This is a genomic window from Mycolicibacter acidiphilus, from assembly GCF_018455725.1.
Taxonomy (GTDB): Bacteria; Actinomycetota; Actinomycetes; order Mycobacteriales; family Mycobacteriaceae; genus Mycobacterium; species Mycobacterium acidiphilum.
In genome coordinates, this window is record NZ_JAHCLR010000073.1 from 1 (window position 1) to 16,868 (window position 16,868).

Below are 16,868 nucleotides of genomic sequence, written 5' to 3' on the forward strand. Positions count from 1 at the left end.
CCCTCCTCGCGGCTTGACAACCTATAGGAGCATCAACAGGTGTTAGGTGAGGCGGGGCGGGGTGTCCGGCCGGGGTTTGTCGCGCAGAGGCGGGCACTCGCGACACCCCTGCCGGGCGCGGCCGGCAGGCGCCAAGCCGGCCGACCGGGCTGAGTCCGTCCTAGCCGCTGGGGCCCGTCAGGCGAGGACGCTGACCTCGGCCTTGTCGGGGTAGAACGCGACGTGGCCGGCGATCGGCGCGACCGCGGGGAACGGCTGCTCGTAGGTCCAGATCGCGTCGGCGACGGTGCGGCCGGCGGCCGTGGTCACCGTGTAGTAGGCGGCGTCGCCCTTGAACGGGCAGTAGCTGGTGGTGGCGGTGCGGGTCAGCAACTCCTGGCGCACATCGTCCAACGGAATGTACTGCACCGCAGCATGATTCGCCTCCCGCAGGGTCAGCGCCCGGTCGGATTCGGCGATGGTCTCGCCGTCGATCCGCACCGTCACCCGCCGGCCGGTCGGGGTGACGGTGATCGGGTAGTCGGCGGTCGGGGTCAGCCTCGGGCGCTCGGTCATGTCGTCTCCTCCTGAGCCGCTTGCGCAGCCTGCGCCGCTTTGGCTTTGCGGCCGGCGTCGCGCAGCCGCACCCAGAACCGGGCGGCCTCCCGGATCGACTGCTCGACCGGCCTTGGCTGCCAGCCTAATTCGGTCACCGCCTTGGTGTGGTCGACGGCGAACTCGGCGCGCATCATCCGCACCGATTTCAGTGACAGCTCGGCGTCCTTATCGGTGAACCGGGCCTTGAGCGTGCCCAGCGCGCCGAGCGCGTAGAGCATCGGCACCGAGATGGTCTTCGGCGGTGGCGGCACCCCGGCCTCGTCGGCGGCGATCCGCACCACCTCGGCGTTCGTCGTCATCCGCTCCGAGATCAGATACCGCTCACCGGTGCGGCCACGTTCGGCGGCCAGGAGCATCGCCGCGGCGGCGTCGTCGACACCGACGGCCTCCAACTGGATACCGGCCATCACGAACGGCAGCTTGCCGAACACGGTGCCCGCGATGAACGCGCCGTGCGGGGTGCGGCCCCAGTCGCCGTCGCCGTAGGTGGTGGAGACGCACATCGCCACCGCCGGCAGGCCCCGCTCGGCGGCGTAGCGCAGCACCAGGTCCTCGGCCTGCACCCGCGACCGCACATACGGGGTCAGCCCGCGCCGGCTGATCTGGTCGGCCTCGGTGGCGATGCGGCCGCGGCCCCGGCCGACGGTCGTGTAACTGCTGGTGAAGACGAATCGGCGCAGCCCGGCCGCGATCTCCGGTTCGACGGCGACGTCCAGCACGTTGCGCAGGCCGTCGACGTTGGTGCGGAACAGCGGCGCCGGGTCGCGCAGCCAGGCGCGGGTGTCGACGACGCAGTAGTAGACGTCGTCGCAACCGGTCATCGCCGCACGCACGGTGTCGGTGTCGAAGACGTCGCCGTGGAAGCGGGTGACGTCGAGGTCGTCGATGCTGGTGGTGTTCGCGTTGGGACGGACCATCACCCGCACCTCCTCGCCGGCGTCGACGAGCCGGCGGGTGACGTGCGAGCCGAGGAACCCGTTGGCGCCGATGACGAGTTTGGGGGTCACGCCGAGCCCCCGTACTGCTTCATCCAGGCGGCGGCCTCGTCGTCGAGGGTGCCCAGCTCCTGCGCCTTGCGACACCATTTCATCCCGGCGCTGGCGAACCGCAGCGGGTTGTAGATGTCCTCCTGACGCGACCACAGGCCGTTGCCGGCGTAGGTGACGATCGAGATGTTGGTGGCGCTGATGACGGTGCCGTCGCCGGGGTCGCGCATCGGGTTGTCCAGTTCGCAGATGACCCGGCCGGTGGGCTCGTCGATGACCGTCCACAGCGACGGGAACTCGGTCATGTAGCTGCCCGGGAACGTCGACATGGTGCGGCGGATCCAGGTCCGCACCTCGTCGCGGCCGTGCATGGTGCCCATCGCGTGCTCGACGTATTCGACGTCGGGGGTGTAGTGGGCCACCCAGGCGTCCCAGTCCTTGGTCTCGGCGGCCCGGGCGACGGTCTGCTCGAACGTCGCGAACGCATCGGCCAACTCGGCTCGGCTGAACTGGGGGCTCGTCACGCCTCGAAACTACGCGAGGCCCTGGCGCGCGGTGGCGGCAGCGGGATAATCGGGGGCATGACCGATTACGACACCGCGATCCTGGCCGGCGGCTGCTTCTGGGGGATGCAGGACCTGATCCGCAAGCTGCCCGGCGTGGTCGCCACCCGCGTCGGCTACACCGGCGACCCCGACGTCCCCAACGCCACCTACCGCCATCACGGCAACCACGCCGAGGCCATCGAGATCGGCTATGACCCGGCCCGGATCAGCTACCGGGAGCTGCTGGAGTTCTTCTTCGCGATCCACGACCCGACCACGCCGAATCGGCAGGGCAACGACATCGGCCCCAGCTATCGCTCGGCGATCTTCTACCGCGACGACGAGCAGCGCCGGGTCGCGGTCGAGACCATCGCCGACGTTGACGCCTCCGGGCGCTGGCCGGGCAGGGTCGTCACCGAGGTGGTGCCGGCCGGAGACTTCTGGGTGGCCGAACCCGAGCACCAGGACTACCTGGAGCGGTTCCCGAACGGCTACACCTGCCACTACCTGCGGCCGGACTGGCGGCTGCCGAGCGCGGCGCCGCTGAACCAGTAAGCGCCGGCTACCTGGCGTGCGCGCGCAGCTGGTACAGGCCGCGGGTGGTGGCGACGGTGTTGCCGTCGGCGTCGGTGATGACGGCTTCCAGGGTGAAGTCGGACTTGCCGCGCTCCGCCGCCTCGGCAGCCACCCGGTCGATCTCCGCGTCGGACATCCGGGCCTCGGCGCGCAGGTCGGATTTGGCCATCCCGACGAAGCTGATGTCGAGGTTCTTCACCAGCGGGAAGTACTTGGCGGCGTCGAAGGTGGTCAGCGCGATGATCCCGCCCAGCACCTCGGCGACGGTGAACTGCACTCCGGCGTAGATCACGCCGAAGTGGTTGCCGTTGCCCTCCAGCGGCACCGTGGTGGCTGCGTGCCCGCGATCGGCGGTGACCACCTTCACGCCCATGCGGTGGGCGGCGGGGATGGTGTGCTCCAGGGCGCCGTTCATCATGTCGACTGCACTCATGACCGTGAATCCTAGAGCGTGGCGGCTAGCTTTGTGACCGTGCTGATCCTTCGACGGCCCCGGCCCCGGCCGCTGCTGCGCGCGAGTGTCGAACTGCTGAACGCCGTGAACGGGCTGCGGCCGGTGCTGTTGGGCGGCGGGTCCGCGGCGCTGCTGTCGTTTCCGTCGGGCTGGCCGACGTCCGAACTGCCGGGGCTGGTGGCGGGCACCTCGGTTCTGGATGCGGTGCGCCGGCTGCGGCGTGGTGACTTCCGGGGCCGACGCGGGGTGGCGGCGCTGCTGCTGACCGTGGCGTCCTGGCTGGTGCTGCTGGTGATCCGCCGGCGCGGCGCGAGTACGCCCGGCCCGGTGCTGGACGCCGCACTGGCCGAGGTGTTCGGTGCGCACCGTCCGGCGCCGCCGTCCGGGCATGACGGCGCGCTGCGCACGTTCGGCGCCCGGCGGCGCTGGGTCACCGACACCGTCCGCTACGGCCCGCACGGCCGGGCGAACCTGGTCGACATCTGGCGGCGACCGGATCTGCCCGTCGATGGCAAAGCGCCGGTGCTGGTGCAGGTTCCGGGCGGGGCGTGGATGATCGGCGACCGGCGCCCGCAGGGGTATCCGCTGATGAGCCGGTTCGCCGAGCGCGGCTGGATCTGCGTGTCACTGGGCTACCGGGTCAGCCCGCGCAACGCCTGGCCGGCACACATCGTCGACGTGAAGCGCGGGCTGGCGTGGGTCCGCGAACACATCGCCGAGTACGGCGGCGACCCGGATTGCGTTGCGATCACCGGCGGTTCGGCCGGTGGGCACCTGGCCGCACTGGCCGCGCTGACGCCGAACGACCCGGAGTTTCAGCCGGGCTTCGAGGATGCCGACACCTCGGTGATCGCCGCGGTGCCGATCTACGGCCGCTACGACTGGCTGTCGGTCGACGGCCCCGGCCGCCGGGATTTCGTCGGCACCCTGCGCCGCTGGATCGTGCAGCGGTCGTTGCGCACGCACCGCACGGTGTACGCCGACGCCTCCCCGATCACCCGGGTGAACGACGGCGCCCCACCGTTTTTCGTGCTGCACGGCGAGTACGACACGGTGATCCCGGTCGATGAGGCCCGCGACTTCGTGGCCGCACTGCGCACGGTGTCGCGGGCGCCGGTGGCCTACGCGGAACTGCCGGGCGCGCAGCACGCGTTCGACTTCTTCGGCTCACCGCGGGCGTATCGGGCCGTGGATGCGGTCGGGGCGTTTCTGGAGCGGGTGCGCGCGGGACGGGGTTAGCTACGCCGTCAGCGCAAACGGGGCGAGCGTTGCCAGGTCTTCGCGAACCGCCGCGACGTCGTCGCCGTCCAGCGCCGGGTCGTCGACGAACTCAGCGACCGAATCCAGCAGGGTCTGCGGCAGGCGCACGGTGCGCAGTGCGGCCTGCTCCACCAGATCGATGATCGCGGCGACGTCCTCGCCCGCTGCCATCGCACTTCTGATGCCGAACCCGTCCGGCCGTACCGCAGCGAAAAGCTGCTCGGCGAGTTCGCGATCGGTCATGCTGGCGATTTTAGTCGTGGCTGGGATATGCCGTCCATATCTTGGCGTGACCCTGCATTCGCCCCTTCACCCGGACGGTTATCAGCTGCCCGCCGACCGTGCCGCGAAAATACAGGGTCGACCCGGCCCGCTCGATCTGCGCCGGGGAGCGCAGCACTTCTTCGATAGCCGCACGGACCTGGCCGCGATCCCAAAGCCGCGGGAATTCGGACTTTCCACGGCCCGCGCCGAAGGCGTGCCCACCATCCCAGCCGTTCTTCTTGGGCATCCCGACCATGACGTGATCGAGCAGTGTCTCGGTTACCGCCGGGCAGGTCTCCGGCGTGAATGGGACGTCTCCACCATCGCCACCGACCGCCGGGTAGCGTCGCCGCCTCGCCCAGCGCCCTGACCTGACCATGCCCGCGGCGCACGTCTAGCCGGTCTCATCGTCGGTCGGCCCGGTGATCGCAATCCGGATGTGTTCCCCTGTCAGTGCTTCGCCGACTGCTGTTGCCATGCCGTGACCCTACGAACAGCCGCCGACGGCATCGGCACACCGGGCTGCGCCGAACCCCCGACCTGGTGATGAAATCCGAACTGGGGATGACCCCGGGATCAGCCCGCCACGCGCGGACGCACCGTGATCCGCCCGCCGCGCTTCGGCGTGAACGCCACCCCGCGGGAGTGCCACTTCTCCCCCGGCTCCGTCGTCGGCTCAATAGTGAAGCGGCGCAGCACCGTTCGCAGCACCAGGTCCATCTCCAGGTTGGCGAACGTCGACCCCGGACAGCGCCGGCTGCCGCCGCCGTACGGCAGCCATTCGAACGCCGACGGGTTGCCGTCGAGGTAGCGCCGCGGGTCGAACCGCTCCGGATCGGGGAACACCGCCGGGTTCTCGTGGATCTGGCGGATGCCGACGATCACCGAATATCCTTGCGGGATCACCCAGTCGCCGATCTGGATCGTCGGCGCGCAGACGTGCCGGCCGGCGAAGTCGATGACGGTGCGGACCCGCTGCACCTCACGAATCGCGGCCTTGCGCACCGTGTTCTCGTCGGTGAGCGCCTCGGCGGCCAGTTCGTCGAGCACCTCGGGGTGGCGACTCAGCCGCTCGAACACCCACGCCAGCGTCGACGCCGTTGTCTCATGCCCGGCGGCCAGCAGTGTCAGCAGTTCGTCGCCGATCTCCTTGCGGGTCATCACCGTTCCGTCGTCGTAGCTGCTGCGCAACAGCAGGGTCAGCACGTCGGTGCGGTTCTCGAAGTCCGGATCCGAGCGGGCGTCGTCGATCAGTTTGTCGATCACCACCTCGTAGCGGTCGCGCCACGTCGCCAGCCGCCCCCACGGGGTGAACCGGCCGTAGGTGCGGTCCGGCATCGGCAGCGCCACCAGCCGCGACCCGAGCGTCACCCAGCGCGGCAGGTTGCGCCGCAGTTCCTCCAGTTCGGCGCCCTGGGCTCCGAAGATCGCCCGCAGGATGACGTTCAGCGCGATGTGCATCATCGGCTCCAGCGTCGGGAACTCCTGCCCCACCGGCCAGTTCGCGATCTCACGTTCGGTCTCCTCGACCACGATCTGCTCGTAGGCGCGCACGCTCTTGCCGTGGAACGGCGGGCTGAGCAGGTTGCGCCGCCGGCGATGCTCGGCGCCGTCCAGGGCGAACACCGACCCCGACCCGAGCAGCCGGCTCAGGTTGGGCTGGATGTTGCCGAGGTCCTCCGGGCTGGCCAGGAAGACCTGCCGGGCCAACTCCGGGTCGGAGACCATCACGGTCGGGCCGAAGATCGGGTTGTTGACGGTGCACGCGGCACCGAACCGGCGGGTCAGGCTGTCGACGGCCTGGCGGCGGAACAACGCGAACGCCACGACACCCACGGGCTTCGGCAGCCGGGCGCCGGGCGGCAGGTTCACCTCGGCAGCCGGGCTCTCGACGACGACGGAACCAGTCATGCCGGCCTCCCACACAATCGTGGTACTGATACGTACCAAACGGTTATCGCCGTACGGTACTCTCTGGTACCAGGGCCTGGCAAGGGGTGCGGAGGGGGCGCGGCGATGACGACGACGGCGGCACCGGTAGCGACGACGGACGACCCGTTCCGGCAGCGGCTGCTCGACGGCCTGGCCGACTCGATCGCCGAACGCGGCTACCTGACCAGCACCGTCGCCGACATCGTGCGGGCGGCCCGCACCTCCAAACGCACCTTCTACGACCGGTTCGCCGGCAAGGAGGACTGCTTCCTGGAGTTGCTGCGCACCGACAACGAGCACCTGGCCGGCGAGATCCGCGACGCCGTCGACCCGCAGGCCGACTGGCAGCAGCAGATCCGGCAATCCGTCGGCGCCTACGTCGCCCACATCGGCGCCCGGCCGGCGATCACGCTGAGCTGGATCCGGGAACTGCCGTCGCTGGGCGCCGCCGCCCGCCCGGCGCAGCGGCGGGGCCTGGACATGATGGCCGGGCTGCTGATCGACCTGAGCCGCAGCCCCGGATTCCGGCGGGCGAACGTGGCCCCGCTGACCGCGCCGCTGGCGGTGATCCTGCTCGGCGGCCTGCGGGAACTGACCGCGCTGGCCGTCGAGGACGGCACCGACATTCAGGCGATCCTCGAACCGGCCGTCGATGCGTCGATTGCCGTACTCGGCGGGCGCCGCTGAACTACCGTTGGTTCTCGGGGGAATCGATTAGTGCGGAGGACATCATGCAACTCTCAACGCGCAATCAACTGACCGGAACCATCGCCGACCTCGACGTCGGTTCGGTGATGGCGATCGTCAAGGTGAAACTCGACGGGGGCGATCAGATCGTCACGTCGTCGGTCACCCGGGACGCGGCCCTGGACCTCAATCTGAAGGTCGGCCAGCCCGCCACGGTGTTCATCAAGTCGACCGAAGTGACCGTCGGCGTCGATTGACGCCGACGGTCCTCCCGTCGCCCCCGGGGCTTGCGGTCCCGGACCTCAGGTCCCGGACTCAGGTCCAGGGCTTCAGGTCCACGGCAGTGCGAGCTTGAAGATCTTGCGCACCACGGTGCCGAACTGCTTGTACAGCGGCCCGGAGTTGTACGGGATCCCGTAGCGGCGGCAGATCTCCTGTACCTCCGGCGCGATCTCGGCGTAGCGGTGCGCCGGCAGGTCCGGGAACAGGTGATGCTCCACCTGGAACGACAGGTTGCCGCTGAAGATGTGGAACCACTTGCCGCCGGTGAGGTTCGCCGACCCGAGGATCTGCCGGTAGTACCACGCGCCGCGGGACTCGTTCTCGGTCTCCTCGATCGAGAACTCCTGCGTCCCATCGGGGAAGTGCCCGCAGAAGATGATCGTGTACGCCCAGACGTTGCGCATCAGGTTCGCGGTCATGTTGCCGGCGAACACCAGCGGCGCGAACGGCCCGGCCAGCAGCGGGTAGGCGACGTAGTCCTTGAGTGTCTGCCGGCGGACCTTGCGCCAGGTCTCGGTGAGCATCTCCTTCTTGTCGCGGAAGCCGATCTCGCCGGCCCGGATCCGCTCGGTCTCCAGTTCGTGCACCGCCACCCCGTACTGGAACAGCACCATCAGCAGGAACGCGTACACCGGGTTGCCGAAGAAGTACGGCTCCCACTTCTGCGTCTCGCTCATCCGCAGGATGCCGTAGCCGATGTCGCGGTCCATCCCGACGATGTTGGTGTAGGTGTGGTGCATGTAGTTGTGGCTGTGCCGCCACTGGTCCGACGGGCAGGCGCTGTCCCACTCGAAGTCCTGGCCGTACAGCGCCTTCTCGCCCATCCAGTCGTACTGGCCGTGCATGACGTTGTGGCCGATCTCCATGTTGTCGAGGATCTTCGACAACCCGAGCATCGCAGTGCCGGCCAGCCAGAACGGCGGGACGATGCCGAGGAACAGCAGCGCGCGGCCGCCGATCTCCAGGCCGCGCTGGGCCTTGATGACCTGGTGGATGTAGTTCGCGTCGCGCTCGCCGAGGTCGTCGAGGACCCGCTGGCGGATGGCGTCGAGTTCGGCGCCGAATAGGTCGATCTGCGCGGGCTCCGGGGTGACCGGCGGCCGCTCCTGGGTGAGGACGGGTGCTGACATGGTGGCTCTCCTTGGTTCGGGCGGTTACAGGGCTAGTTCGACGTCGCCGACGGGTGTCGAGACGCAGATCTGGATGTCCTCGGCCTCGGCGCCGGAGACCGCTCCGGTGATGAGGTTGCGCACGGTGCCGGCGGTCTTACGGCAGGTGCAGCTGTGGCAGACGCCCATCCGGCAACCGGATTGCGGTGTCAGGCCGGCCGATTCGGCCTGGTCCAGCAGCGACCGGCCGTCGTCCTTCACGCCGACCGCGCTGATCTTGAAGCTGACCCGGCCGCCGGTCGGCCCGACCGGTGCGGCGAACACCGGTGGCACAAAGCTCTCCGAGACCGCGTCCGGGTACTGCTCGCGCACCGCCTCGACCAGCGACGGCGGGCCGCAGACGAACACCGCGTCGGGCTTCGGCATGGCCTGGGCCAGGTGCTCGGCGCTGAAGTGGCCCGATACGTCGCCGGTTTGGGGTGAGCGGGTGTAGCCGTGCAGCACCTTCACCCGTGGCAGCGCGGCGAGTTCGTCGCGGTAGCAGGCCTCCTCCGGCGTGCGGGCGTAGTGCAGGAACGCGACCCGACCGGAGTACTGCTCGGCGACCAGCGTGCGCAGCATCGACATCACCGGCGTGATCCCGCTGCCGCCGGAGATCAGCAGGATGCGGCGCGGCCGGATCGCCGGCAGCGTGAAGTCGCCGCCGACGCTGTCCAGGCCGACGACCATGCCCGGGCGGGCGTGCCGGTAGAGGTGGGTGGAGACCAGCCCGCCGTCGTGCAGGCCGACGGTGAGTTCGATCAGCCGCTGCCCCTCGGCGCTGGCCGGGGAGTAGCAGCGCACCCGCCGTCGGCCGTCGATCTCGACCGACAGGTTGACGTGCTGGCCGGCGCGAAACCGGCCGAACGCGTCGTTGGGTTCGAGCAGCAGCGTGACGCTGCGCGGGGTGGCGCGCCGCACGGCGACCACCCGGGCGCGGGGGTCGTTGCGGCTCCAGGTCGGCGAGACCAGTTCGGTGTAGCGGTCGACGCCGTACGGTCCGGTGAGCAGGTTGACCAGGCTGGAGCCCAGTACCCGCTTCGTCAAAGTTTGAGTGAACATATGTACACAGTGAACAATCGTTCACGACTCCGTCAAGGGTCGAGGTCGAACTGTGTTACGCTTCACATCAGTGAACAGTCGTACGCCCAGTTCTCGGTCGCCGCGACCGGCGCGGACGCACCGGTCGCGTTCTGAGCGGTCAGCACGCCCGGAGCGGCCGCCGCGCCCGGAACGGGTGTCGCGCGAGGAACGCAAGGAAGCCACCCGTCGCGCAATCATCGACGCGGCGCTGGAACTGCTCGACGAGCGCAGCTTCAGCGCACTGAGCCTGCGCGAGGTGACCCGGGCGGCGAACATCGTCCCCGCCGCGTTCTACCGGCATTTCGAGTCGATGGACGCCCTGGGCCTGGTGCTGATCGACGAGTCGTTCCGGTCGCTGCGCGAGATGCTGCGCGACGGCCGCGCCGGCGGCCTGGACCCGAACCGGGCGATCGCGTCGTCGGTGGAGATCCTGGCCGACAGCGTCGCCGCGCGGCCCGAGCACTGGCGGTTCATCAACCGGGAGCGGTTCAGCGGGATGACCGTGCTGCGCTACGCGATCCGCACCGAGATCCGGCTGATCACCTCGGAGTTGGCGACCGACCTGGCCCGCTTCCCCGGCCTCGGCGGCTGGAGCACCGACGACCTCAACATCCTGGCCGGGCTGTACGTCAACTCGATGATCGTCACCGCCGAAGCGCTGGAGGAAGCGCCGGACCCGGAGGCCATCGCCGACATCAAAGACGTTGCGGTCAAACAGCTTCGGATGATCTCCGTCGCCGTCGGCAGCTGGCGCAGCACCCCCTGACCGGTGAGCCCTGCGGCAACACCCCGGCACGTCGGCAAATTCGCCGACGTCACCGGGCCGGGCGTCACCGATCGGCTGGGGGTGACGTGCACGGACCTGGGCGCCTCGGTGGCCGCACCCGACGGATCGCTGGTGTCGGTGTTCGGCGACACCTTCGCCGGGCCGAAAGTCGGTGCGGGCGACTGGCGTTCACCGGTGGTGCTGATCGGCTCCGGGGATGCCGGGCGGCGCATCCGCTATGACCGGGCCGGCGGCGGCGACCCCGATTACGCGCGCCAACTCTGGCACTATGAACACCGGGAGCCGGTTTCCCGGCTGGACCGTGGCGCGATCAGCACGGTGATCCCGTCGGATCTGCTGCGGGTCGGCCCGACGCTGTACCTGCACGCGATCGTCAACCGCGGATTCGGCACCGTGGTGTGGACCGAGATCTGGTGCTCTGACGACGGCGGCGTCTCCTGGCGGAATGCGGGGGCCCGGTTCCCGGCCCGGCTGCATCGCGGGCACGCCCAGTGCTGGTCGTGGGAGTACGACCCCGACGACGGCTGGGTGTACGTGGCGTCCACGGGTTTTCAGCGGAACAAGGGGATCATCCTGCGCCGGGTACGCCCCGCCGACATCGGCGACCCGCGCCGGTACTCCGGCTGGGGGTATCGCGGTTCGCGGCGCGGCTGGGGCCGCACCCCGGCGCCGATCACCCCGGCCGGGGAGCGGTGGGGCGAACTGTCGCTGCGCCGGCTGGCACCGGACACCTGGGTGCTGGGCGGGTTCGTGGCGTCGCGGTACGCGCTGGGCTACCGGGTGCTGCGCCACCCCACCGACGAATTGGCGAGGGCGCCACTGCAACTGCCGATCACCGGCTGCGGCTGGGACGACGAGGATCACGACGCCGGCCGGGTCGCGCAGCTCTACGGCGGCTACCTGCTGCCCGGGTCGCGGGTGGACCGCCCCGGCGGGGTGGGGCTGCTGGTATCGCAGTGGAACACCGCCGCGGGCTGGCCGTACCGGGTGATGCAGTTCCGGGTGACCCTCGACGGTGGTGCTACCGCGGCGCCCGCCACATCTTCCACAGCGTCGGGCCGCCGTTCGGCAGGTGGATCTCGCCGGTCACCGTGAAGCCGAACCGCTCGTAGTACGGAACGTTCTCGAGTTTGCTGGACTCCAGGTAGGCCGGGCAGTGCTCGGCGTCGCACTGATCGAGGCGGGGCTGCATCACCGCCTGGCCGAAGCCGCGCCCGCGCACCGCCGGGTCACTGCCGATCACCGCCAGATACCAGTGCGGCTCCTCGGGGTGGTTGGCCTCCAGCAGACTGCCGACGGTGTGCGCGGCGAGCAGCCGGGTGCCGAACGCCCCGAGCAGCCCGGGCAGCATCCGCAGCCGGGTGCCCCACGGCTCCTTCCACCGGTGCGGCGGGTCCCACAGCGCGGCGGCACCGACGGTTCCGTCGTTGTCGTGCGCGACCGCCACCCCGCCGCCGGCCAGGTGGTGGTGTCGGGTGGCGGTGCCGAAGTAGCCGCCCAACCGCGCGGTGCGCGAGGCGTCGTCGGGCAGCATCCACACCGAGATCGGGTCGTCGTGGAACGCCCGGCCGAGCGCCGCGGCGAGCGGTGTGATGTCGGCTTTGGTCGCGGAGCGCACGTCGATGGCCACCCGGTCAGCGTAGTGGGAGGATCGGTGGCCATGACCGGGTTGCGGTGGGATCAGCACACCTGCCTGCCGCTGCAGGTCGGCGCCGACGTGGCGCCGCTGGCCCGCTACCGGGGCGAACGGGGCGTACTGCTGTCGGTCAACGCCGGCTACTCCCCGCAATCCTTCGCCGACACCGTCGCGCTGCTGCGGCACTTCCGCGCCGGGATCGACGCCCACCCGGATCTGGCGCTGGCCGCGGGTATCGACGACGTCGCGGCGATCACCGGCGCCGGGCGGGTCGCGGTGGTGTTCGACCTGGAGGACGCCAACCCGCTCGACGACGACCTGGCCAATCTGGGCGTGCTCGTCGGGCTGGGGGTGCGCACGCTGCTGCCGACCTACAACCACGCCAACCGCGCCGGCAGCGGCTGCCTGGACGCCGTCGACCACGGGCTGACCGGGTGGGGGCGGGCGATCGTCGCGGAGATGAACGCCGTCGGGATGGTGCCCGACGGGTCGCACTGCAGCGAGCGCACCGGGCTGGACATCTGCGCGGTGTCGACGGCGCCGGTGGTCTACAGCCACTCCTGCCTGCGGTCGGTGTGGGAGCATCCGCGCAACATCACCGACGATCAGGCGCGGGCGTGTGCGGACACCGGCGGCGTCGTCGGGATCACCGGGGTGGGAATCTTCCTGGGCCACAACACCGCAACGCTGGACGCGATGATCCGGCACCTGGAGTACGCGGTGGAGCTGATCGGCGTGCAGCACGTCGGGGTCAGCACCGACCACTCCTTCGACGCCGACGACTTCAACGACGAGCTCGCCGCCAACCCGCAGTTGTTCGACGACAGCTACACCCGCTGGGGCCCGATCCGGTGGATGCCGCCGGAGACCTGGCTGCTGCTCGGGGCGGAACTGGCTTCGCGGGGCTGGGCCGACGCCGACATCGCGGCGGTGCTCGGCGGCAACTTCTACCGGGTGGCGCAGCAGAGCTGGGGCGGGTAGCGCGACGTTTCCCTGGTCGGCGGCGGCATCACGGGCATAGCCTGGATTCGGATCCGACCGACAGGAGGAAAACCGTGAGTACGAAAGACATTCGGATGATCGTGCTGTCCACCGACGACCTGGACGAATCGATCAAGTTCTACAGCGAAACCCTGGGGATGCCGTTGAAGTTCCGCGACGGTGCGCACTTCGCCGCCCTCGACGGCGGCTCGGTGACGCTGGCGCTGGCGACGGCGGTGGATCACCCGATCCACGGGCAGGTGGTGGTCGGCATCAAGACCGACGACGTCGACGGCGCGGCGAAGGCGATCGAGGCCAGCGGCGGCGGGATCGTCAAGGGTCCGTACGACGACGCGCACGAGCGTCGCGCGGTGGTCTACGACAACAAGGGCAACGGGCTGGTGTTTTACAAGCCGCTGGCGCGCTGACCGCGTGGCCGAGGTCGCCCCGTTCCGCATCGCCATCCCCGACGCCGACCTGCTCGACCTGCGGCGACGGCTGCACGCCACCCGCTGGCCGGAGCCCGAATGCGTCGACGACTGGAGTCAGGGTGTGCCGCTGGGCTACACCCGCGACTTGGCGGCGTACTGGGCCGACGGCTACGACTGGCGGGCCCGGGAGGCGCTGCTGAACCGGTTCGACCAGTTCGTCACCGAGATCGACGGCCTGGACATCCATTTCATCCACCGGCGCTCGCCGCATCCGGGGGCGTTCCCGCTCGTCATCACCCACGGCTGGCCGGGTTCGATCGTGGAGTTCCACAAGGTGATCGAGCCGCTGACCGACCCGACCCGCTCCGGCGGCCGCGCCGAGGACGCGTTTCACGTGGTGTGCCCGTCGCTACCGGGATACGGCTTCTCCGGCAAGCCGGCGCGGACCGGGTGGGGGGTGGAGCGGATCGCCGCGGCGTGGGAGACGCTGATGGGCCGGCTCGGCTACGACCGCTACGGGGCGCAGGGTGGCGACTGGGGCGCGGAGGTCAGCACGGCGATCGGCGGTCTCGGCGGGCCCGACGGGCGGTGTGCGGCAATACATGTCAACATGCCGGTGTTCCGGCCCGTGGTGGGTGCGGAGCCGACCGCGGCGGACCGGGCGGCGTTGGCGGCCGCGGAGCACTACGAGCGGTGGGACTCCGGCTACTCCAAGCAGCAGTCGACCCGGCCGCAGACCCTGGGCTACGGGCTGACCGACTCCCCGGTGGGGCAGCTGGCCTGGATCATCGAGAAGTTCTGGGCGTGGACCGACTGCGACGGGCACCCGGAGAACGCGCTGAGCCGGGATGAGTTGCTGGACAACGTCATGCTGTACTGGCTCACCGGATCCGGCGCCTCCTCGGCCCGGCTGTACTGGCAGAGTTTCCGCACGACGACGCTGCCGCCGGTGGCCGTGCCGTGCGGGGTGGCGTCGTTTCCGAAGGAGATCGTGCGGGCGCCGCGGTCTTGGTGCGAGGCGCAGTACCCCACCATCACCCGGTGGACGGAGATGCCCCGCGGCGGGCACTTCGCGGCGTTCGAGCAGCCGGAGTTGTTCGTCGCGGAGGTGCGGGCGTTCTTCGCCGGTGTGCGGGTGTAAACGCGATGGGTGCGGTCGGGGTTACGCTCCGAGCCGTGAGCGGTGCGGACATCACCTTCGAGCCGCCGGGGTGGGCCGGCGTGCTCACCCAGCCGCCGCCGACGGCGGTCGTGGCCGGGCCCGTCGGGGCGCCCGGGGTGTCCCCGATCGACGCTGCGGCGGCCGCGTTCGGCGCGATGACCAATGCCGACCTGCCGGCCGTGAACAGCCGGATCGCTGACGACGACGCCGATCGCCGGGCGCATGCGGCGGAGGCGATCGAGAAGTTCGGTGCCAACGAGGACGACGCGGTGGCGCAGTTCGACGACGTCGGTGCGGGTTCGGACCAGATGGCGGCGCAGTTGGCCGGCTTGGCGCAGGGGGTCGTCGGCATGCTCGGCGGTGCGCTGGGTTCGCTGGGCCGGTTGCCGCAGGAGTTGATGCAGGCCGGGCAGGGCGCGCTGACGCCGCTGCTGGGCGCGGTGCAGTCGCTGGGCCAGGACGGGTCGGGCGGGTTGGGTGACGCCACTCTGGCCGACGAGGTCGATCCGGTGGGCGTGGACGTCGGTGATTCCGGCGGCGGTCTGGGCACCGGCACCACCCCGGCCGGTGATCTCGGGCCGGCCCCGGTGCCGGTGGCGTCGCTGCCGACGACGCCGACCGCGGCGATGACGAGCGGGCCGCCGGCGACGCCCGCTGCTGCTGTCGGACCCGGCGCCGGGATGGGCGGGGTGCCGCTGGCCGGCAGTGCGGGTGCGGGCGGTGGCGTGAGCAAGACCAACCCGCCTAGTGAGAAGCGGATCACCGCGCCCGGGGCGCCGAACGGGCAGCCGGTGAAGGGGCGTGCGCCGCTGCCGCCGAACGTTGCAGTGACGACCGGTGGGAAGGCCGGTGCGCCGGCGGTGGTGAAACGGCGGGTGCTTGGCGGTGGCGGAGGGATTTGAACCCCCGGACGGTTTTAGCCGTCTCTCGCTTTCAAGGCGAGTGCATTAGGCCGCTCTGCCACGCCACCGCGGGAAATCGTACCCTGACCGTCATGCGTGCCATCGTCGCCGAAGCCGCCGACCAGTTGACCTGGCAGGAGGTACCCGACGTCGCGCCGGGCCCGGGTGAGGTGCTGATCCGGGTGGCCGCCGCCGGGGTGAACCGGGCGGACCTGCTGCAGGCCGCCGGGCTGTACCCGCCGCCGCCGGGTGCCAGCGCGACGATCGGCCTGGAGGTGGCCGGTGCGATCGAGGCCGTCGGCGACGACACGACCGGCTGGGTTGTAGGAGAACAGGTTTGCGCCCTGCTGGCGGGCGGGGGCTACGCCGAGTTCGTGGTGGTGCCGGCCGCCCAGGTGCTGCCGATCCCGGCCGGCGTGGACCCGGTGGACGCCGCCGGGCTGCCGGAGGTGGCGTGCACGGTGTGGTCGAACCTGGTGCAGACGGCCGGGCTGGGCGAGGGACAGCTGATGCTGGTGCACGGCGGGGCCAGCGGGGTCGGCAGCCACGCCATCCAGGTGGCCCGTCAGCTCGGGGCGTGGGTGGCGGTCACCGCCGGGTCGGCGGAGAAACTGGACTTCTGCCGCGAACTGGGGGCGGAGATCGCGATCAACTACCGCGACGAGGACTTCGTCGAGCGGGTGCGCGACGCCGGCGGCGCCGACGTGATCCTGGACATCATGGGGGCGGCCTACCTGGACCGCAACGTCGACGCGCTGGCGGCCGACGGGCGGCTGGTGGTGATCGGGATGCAGGGCGGGGTCAAGGGCGAACTGAACCTGGGCAAGCTGATCGGCAAGCGGGCGCGGGTGATCGGGACCGCGCTGCGCGGCCGGCCGGTCGACGGTCCGCACGGCAAGGGCGCCGTCGTCGCCGCGGTGGCCGAGCACGTCTGGCCGATGATCGCCGACGGTCGGGTGCGGCCGGTGATCGGCGCGCGGCTGCCGATCGAGCGGGCCGCCGAGGCGCACCGGCTGCTGTCGTCGGGTGAGGTGACCGGCAAGGTGGTGCTGACCGTCGGGTAGCTCCCGCCCCTTGTCCGCGACCGTGCAGAGTTGACCGGTGCGAACTGCGGGTTTCGGGCTGTTGCAAAATCGGTAGTTAGGTGAGCTATCG

General features: G+C 70.5%; 21 protein-coding genes and 1 tRNA gene. 11 read left to right on the forward strand and 11 right to left on the reverse strand.

Annotation, left to right across the window (positions count from 1 at the left end; all coding sequences use genetic code 11):
- Positions 1-177: 177 nt before the first annotated feature.
- The 3 genes from KIH27_RS20800 to KIH27_RS20810 are packed head-to-tail and all read right to left on the reverse strand — an operon-like array spanning position 178 to position 2,107.
- On the reverse strand, positions 178-555 hold the full coding sequence (locus KIH27_RS20800) for a DUF427 domain-containing protein (protein WP_214094873.1): 378 nt from the start codon (positions 553-555) through the stop codon (positions 178-180).
- Complete coding sequence (locus KIH27_RS20805; protein WP_307856966.1) at positions 552-1,604, reverse strand: NAD-dependent epimerase/dehydratase family protein; 1,053 nt, start codon at positions 1,602-1,604, stop codon at positions 552-554. Before KIH27_RS20805 ends, KIH27_RS20800 begins: the two co-directional genes overlap by 4 nt.
- Positions 1,601-2,107 (reverse strand): nuclear transport factor 2 family protein, encoded by a 507-nt coding sequence (locus KIH27_RS20810; RefSeq protein ID WP_214094875.1) that lies wholly within the window; start codon positions 2,105-2,107, stop codon positions 1,601-1,603. The genes KIH27_RS20805 and KIH27_RS20810 overlap by 4 nt, the downstream gene beginning before the upstream one ends.
- A 57-nt stretch (positions 2,108-2,164) precedes the next feature.
- Here KIH27_RS20810 and msrA point away from each other — a divergent pair, with 57 nt between their 5' ends.
- Positions 2,165-2,683 carry a peptide-methionine (S)-S-oxide reductase MsrA gene (gene msrA / locus KIH27_RS20815; RefSeq protein ID WP_214094876.1) on the forward strand — a complete coding sequence of 173 codons (519 nt, stop codon included), beginning with the start codon at positions 2,165-2,167 and terminating at the stop codon, positions 2,681-2,683.
- A gap of 7 nt (positions 2,684-2,690) precedes the next feature.
- Here the strand turns inward: msrA and KIH27_RS20820 are convergent, their stop codons facing one another.
- On the reverse strand, positions 2,691-3,137 hold the full coding sequence (locus KIH27_RS20820) for a PaaI family thioesterase (RefSeq protein WP_214094877.1): 447 nt from the start codon (positions 3,135-3,137) through the stop codon (positions 2,691-2,693).
- Positions 3,138-3,176: 39 nt separating this feature from the next.
- Between KIH27_RS20820 and KIH27_RS20825 the strand changes: the two genes are divergently transcribed.
- Positions 3,177-4,397: an alpha/beta hydrolase gene (locus KIH27_RS20825; protein ID WP_214094878.1), complete on the forward strand. Its 1,221-nt coding sequence runs from the start codon at positions 3,177-3,179 to the stop codon at positions 4,395-4,397.
- Here KIH27_RS20825 and KIH27_RS20830 read toward each other — a convergent pair whose 3' ends face one another.
- From KIH27_RS20830 to KIH27_RS20840, 3 genes are all read right to left on the reverse strand, one after another.
- Positions 4,398-4,661 carry a hypothetical protein gene (locus KIH27_RS20830; RefSeq protein ID WP_214094879.1) on the reverse strand — a complete coding sequence of 88 codons (264 nt, stop codon included), beginning with the start codon at positions 4,659-4,661 and terminating at the stop codon, positions 4,398-4,400.
- A 10-nt stretch (positions 4,662-4,671) separates the two neighbouring features.
- Positions 4,672-4,929 (reverse strand): EndoU domain-containing protein, encoded by a 258-nt coding sequence (locus KIH27_RS20835; protein WP_214094880.1) that lies wholly within the window; start codon positions 4,927-4,929, stop codon positions 4,672-4,674.
- Between the two features lie 329 nt (positions 4,930-5,258).
- Positions 5,259-6,593 (reverse strand): cytochrome P450, encoded by a 1,335-nt coding sequence (locus tag KIH27_RS20840; protein ID WP_214094881.1) that lies wholly within the window; start codon positions 6,591-6,593, stop codon positions 5,259-5,261.
- 105 nt (positions 6,594-6,698) lie between these two features.
- Between KIH27_RS20840 and KIH27_RS20845 the strand changes: the two genes are divergently transcribed.
- Positions 6,699-7,301: a TetR/AcrR family transcriptional regulator gene (locus KIH27_RS20845; RefSeq protein ID WP_214094882.1), complete on the forward strand. Its 603-nt coding sequence runs from the start codon at positions 6,699-6,701 to the stop codon at positions 7,299-7,301.
- Positions 7,302-7,345: 44 nt separating this feature from the next.
- Positions 7,346-7,558 carry a TOBE domain-containing protein gene (locus KIH27_RS20850; RefSeq protein WP_214094883.1) on the forward strand — a complete coding sequence of 71 codons (213 nt, stop codon included), beginning with the start codon at positions 7,346-7,348 and terminating at the stop codon, positions 7,556-7,558.
- Between the two features lie 72 nt (positions 7,559-7,630).
- On the opposite strand, the gene KIH27_RS20855 is transcribed toward KIH27_RS20850, so the two are convergent.
- Both KIH27_RS20855 and KIH27_RS20860 read right to left on the reverse strand, forming a co-directional pair.
- Positions 7,631-8,713: a fatty acid desaturase family protein gene (locus KIH27_RS20855; protein ID WP_214094884.1), complete on the reverse strand. Its 1,083-nt coding sequence runs from the start codon at positions 8,711-8,713 to the stop codon at positions 7,631-7,633.
- A gap of 24 nt (positions 8,714-8,737) precedes the next feature.
- Complete coding sequence (locus KIH27_RS20860) at positions 8,738-9,793, reverse strand: ferredoxin reductase (protein ID WP_214094885.1); 1,056 nt, start codon at positions 9,791-9,793, stop codon at positions 8,738-8,740.
- Between the two features lie 70 nt (positions 9,794-9,863).
- On the opposite strand from KIH27_RS20860, the gene KIH27_RS20865 reads away from it, so the two are divergent.
- Positions 9,864-10,580 carry a TetR family transcriptional regulator gene (locus tag KIH27_RS20865; protein WP_214094886.1) on the forward strand — a complete coding sequence of 239 codons (717 nt, stop codon included), beginning with the start codon at positions 9,864-9,866 and terminating at the stop codon, positions 10,578-10,580.
- Between the two features lie 3 nt (positions 10,581-10,583).
- Positions 10,584-11,696 (forward strand): glycoside hydrolase family 183 protein, encoded by a 1,113-nt coding sequence (locus KIH27_RS20870; protein WP_214094887.1) that lies wholly within the window; start codon positions 10,584-10,586, stop codon positions 11,694-11,696.
- On the opposite strand, the gene KIH27_RS20875 is transcribed toward KIH27_RS20870, so the two are convergent.
- Positions 11,623-12,231, reverse strand: coding sequence for a GNAT family N-acetyltransferase (locus tag KIH27_RS20875; RefSeq protein ID WP_214094888.1), 609 nt, complete (start codon positions 12,229-12,231; stop codon positions 11,623-11,625). The genes KIH27_RS20870 and KIH27_RS20875 overlap by 74 nt on opposite strands.
- A 30-nt stretch (positions 12,232-12,261) precedes the next feature.
- On the opposite strand from KIH27_RS20875, the gene KIH27_RS20880 reads away from it, so the two are divergent.
- The 4 genes from KIH27_RS20880 to KIH27_RS20895 all read left to right on the forward strand — a co-directional run bounded on the left by KIH27_RS20880 (position 12,262) and on the right by KIH27_RS20895 (position 15,713).
- Entirely contained in the window at positions 12,262-13,218 is a 957-nt protein-coding gene (locus tag KIH27_RS20880) for a dipeptidase (protein ID WP_214094889.1), read from the forward strand.
- Positions 13,219-13,313: 95 nt separating this feature from the next.
- Positions 13,314-13,646, forward strand: coding sequence for a VOC family protein (locus KIH27_RS20885; RefSeq protein WP_250150500.1), 333 nt, complete (start codon positions 13,314-13,316; stop codon positions 13,644-13,646).
- Positions 13,647-13,650: 4 nt separating this feature from the next.
- The gene (locus tag KIH27_RS20890) at positions 13,651-14,790 is read left to right on the forward strand and encodes an epoxide hydrolase family protein (protein WP_214094891.1); all 1,140 of its coding nucleotides are present in this window, start codon (positions 13,651-13,653) and stop codon (positions 14,788-14,790) included.
- A 35-nt stretch (positions 14,791-14,825) separates the two neighbouring features.
- The gene (locus tag KIH27_RS20895) at positions 14,826-15,713 is read left to right on the forward strand and encodes a hypothetical protein (protein WP_214094892.1); all 888 of its coding nucleotides are present in this window, start codon (positions 14,826-14,828) and stop codon (positions 15,711-15,713) included.
- Here the strand turns inward: KIH27_RS20895 and KIH27_RS20900 are convergent.
- Positions 15,692-15,781: transfer RNA gene (locus tag KIH27_RS20900), tRNA-Ser, on the reverse strand. The two genes, KIH27_RS20895 and KIH27_RS20900, sit on opposite strands and share 22 nt — an antisense overlap.
- Before the next feature lie 24 nt (positions 15,782-15,805).
- Between KIH27_RS20900 and KIH27_RS20905 the strand changes: the two genes are divergently transcribed.
- Complete coding sequence (locus tag KIH27_RS20905) at positions 15,806-16,777, forward strand: NAD(P)H-quinone oxidoreductase (RefSeq protein ID WP_214094893.1); 972 nt, start codon at positions 15,806-15,808, stop codon at positions 16,775-16,777.
- Positions 16,778-16,868: the final 91 nt, after the last annotated feature.

Coding starts and splice junctions, on each gene's coding strand:
- KIH27_RS20880 (WP_214094889.1), top strand. CDS start 12,262: ATGACCGGGTTGCGGTGGGATCAGCACACCTGCCTGCCGCTGCAGGTC.
- KIH27_RS20855 (WP_214094884.1), bottom strand. CDS start 8,713: ATGTCAGCACCCGTCCTCACCCAGGAGCGGCCGCCGGTCACCCCGGAG.
- KIH27_RS20800 (WP_214094873.1), bottom strand. CDS start 555: ATGACCGAGCGCCCGAGGCTGACCCCGACCGCCGACTACCCGATCACC.
- KIH27_RS20840 (WP_214094881.1), bottom strand. CDS start 6,593: ATGACTGGTTCCGTCGTCGTCGAGAGCCCGGCTGCCGAGGTGAACCTG.
- msrA (WP_214094876.1), top strand. CDS start 2,165: ATGACCGATTACGACACCGCGATCCTGGCCGGCGGCTGCTTCTGGGGG.
- KIH27_RS20835 (WP_214094880.1), bottom strand. CDS start 4,929: ATGCCCAAGAAGAACGGCTGGGATGGTGGGCACGCCTTCGGCGCGGGC.
- KIH27_RS20850 (WP_214094883.1), top strand. CDS start 7,346: ATGCAACTCTCAACGCGCAATCAACTGACCGGAACCATCGCCGACCTC.
- KIH27_RS20885 (WP_250150500.1), top strand. CDS start 13,314: ATGATCGTGCTGTCCACCGACGACCTGGACGAATCGATCAAGTTCTAC.
- KIH27_RS20905 (WP_214094893.1), top strand. CDS start 15,806: ATGCGTGCCATCGTCGCCGAAGCCGCCGACCAGTTGACCTGGCAGGAG.
- KIH27_RS20820 (WP_214094877.1), bottom strand. CDS start 3,137: ATGAGTGCAGTCGACATGATGAACGGCGCCCTGGAGCACACCATCCCC.
- KIH27_RS20830 (WP_214094879.1), bottom strand. CDS start 4,661: ATGACCGATCGCGAACTCGCCGAGCAGCTTTTCGCTGCGGTACGGCCG.
- KIH27_RS20860 (WP_214094885.1), bottom strand. CDS start 9,793: ATGTTCACTCAAACTTTGACGAAGCGGGTACTGGGCTCCAGCCTGGTC.
- KIH27_RS20845 (WP_214094882.1), top strand. CDS start 6,699: ATGACGACGACGGCGGCACCGGTAGCGACGACGGACGACCCGTTCCGG.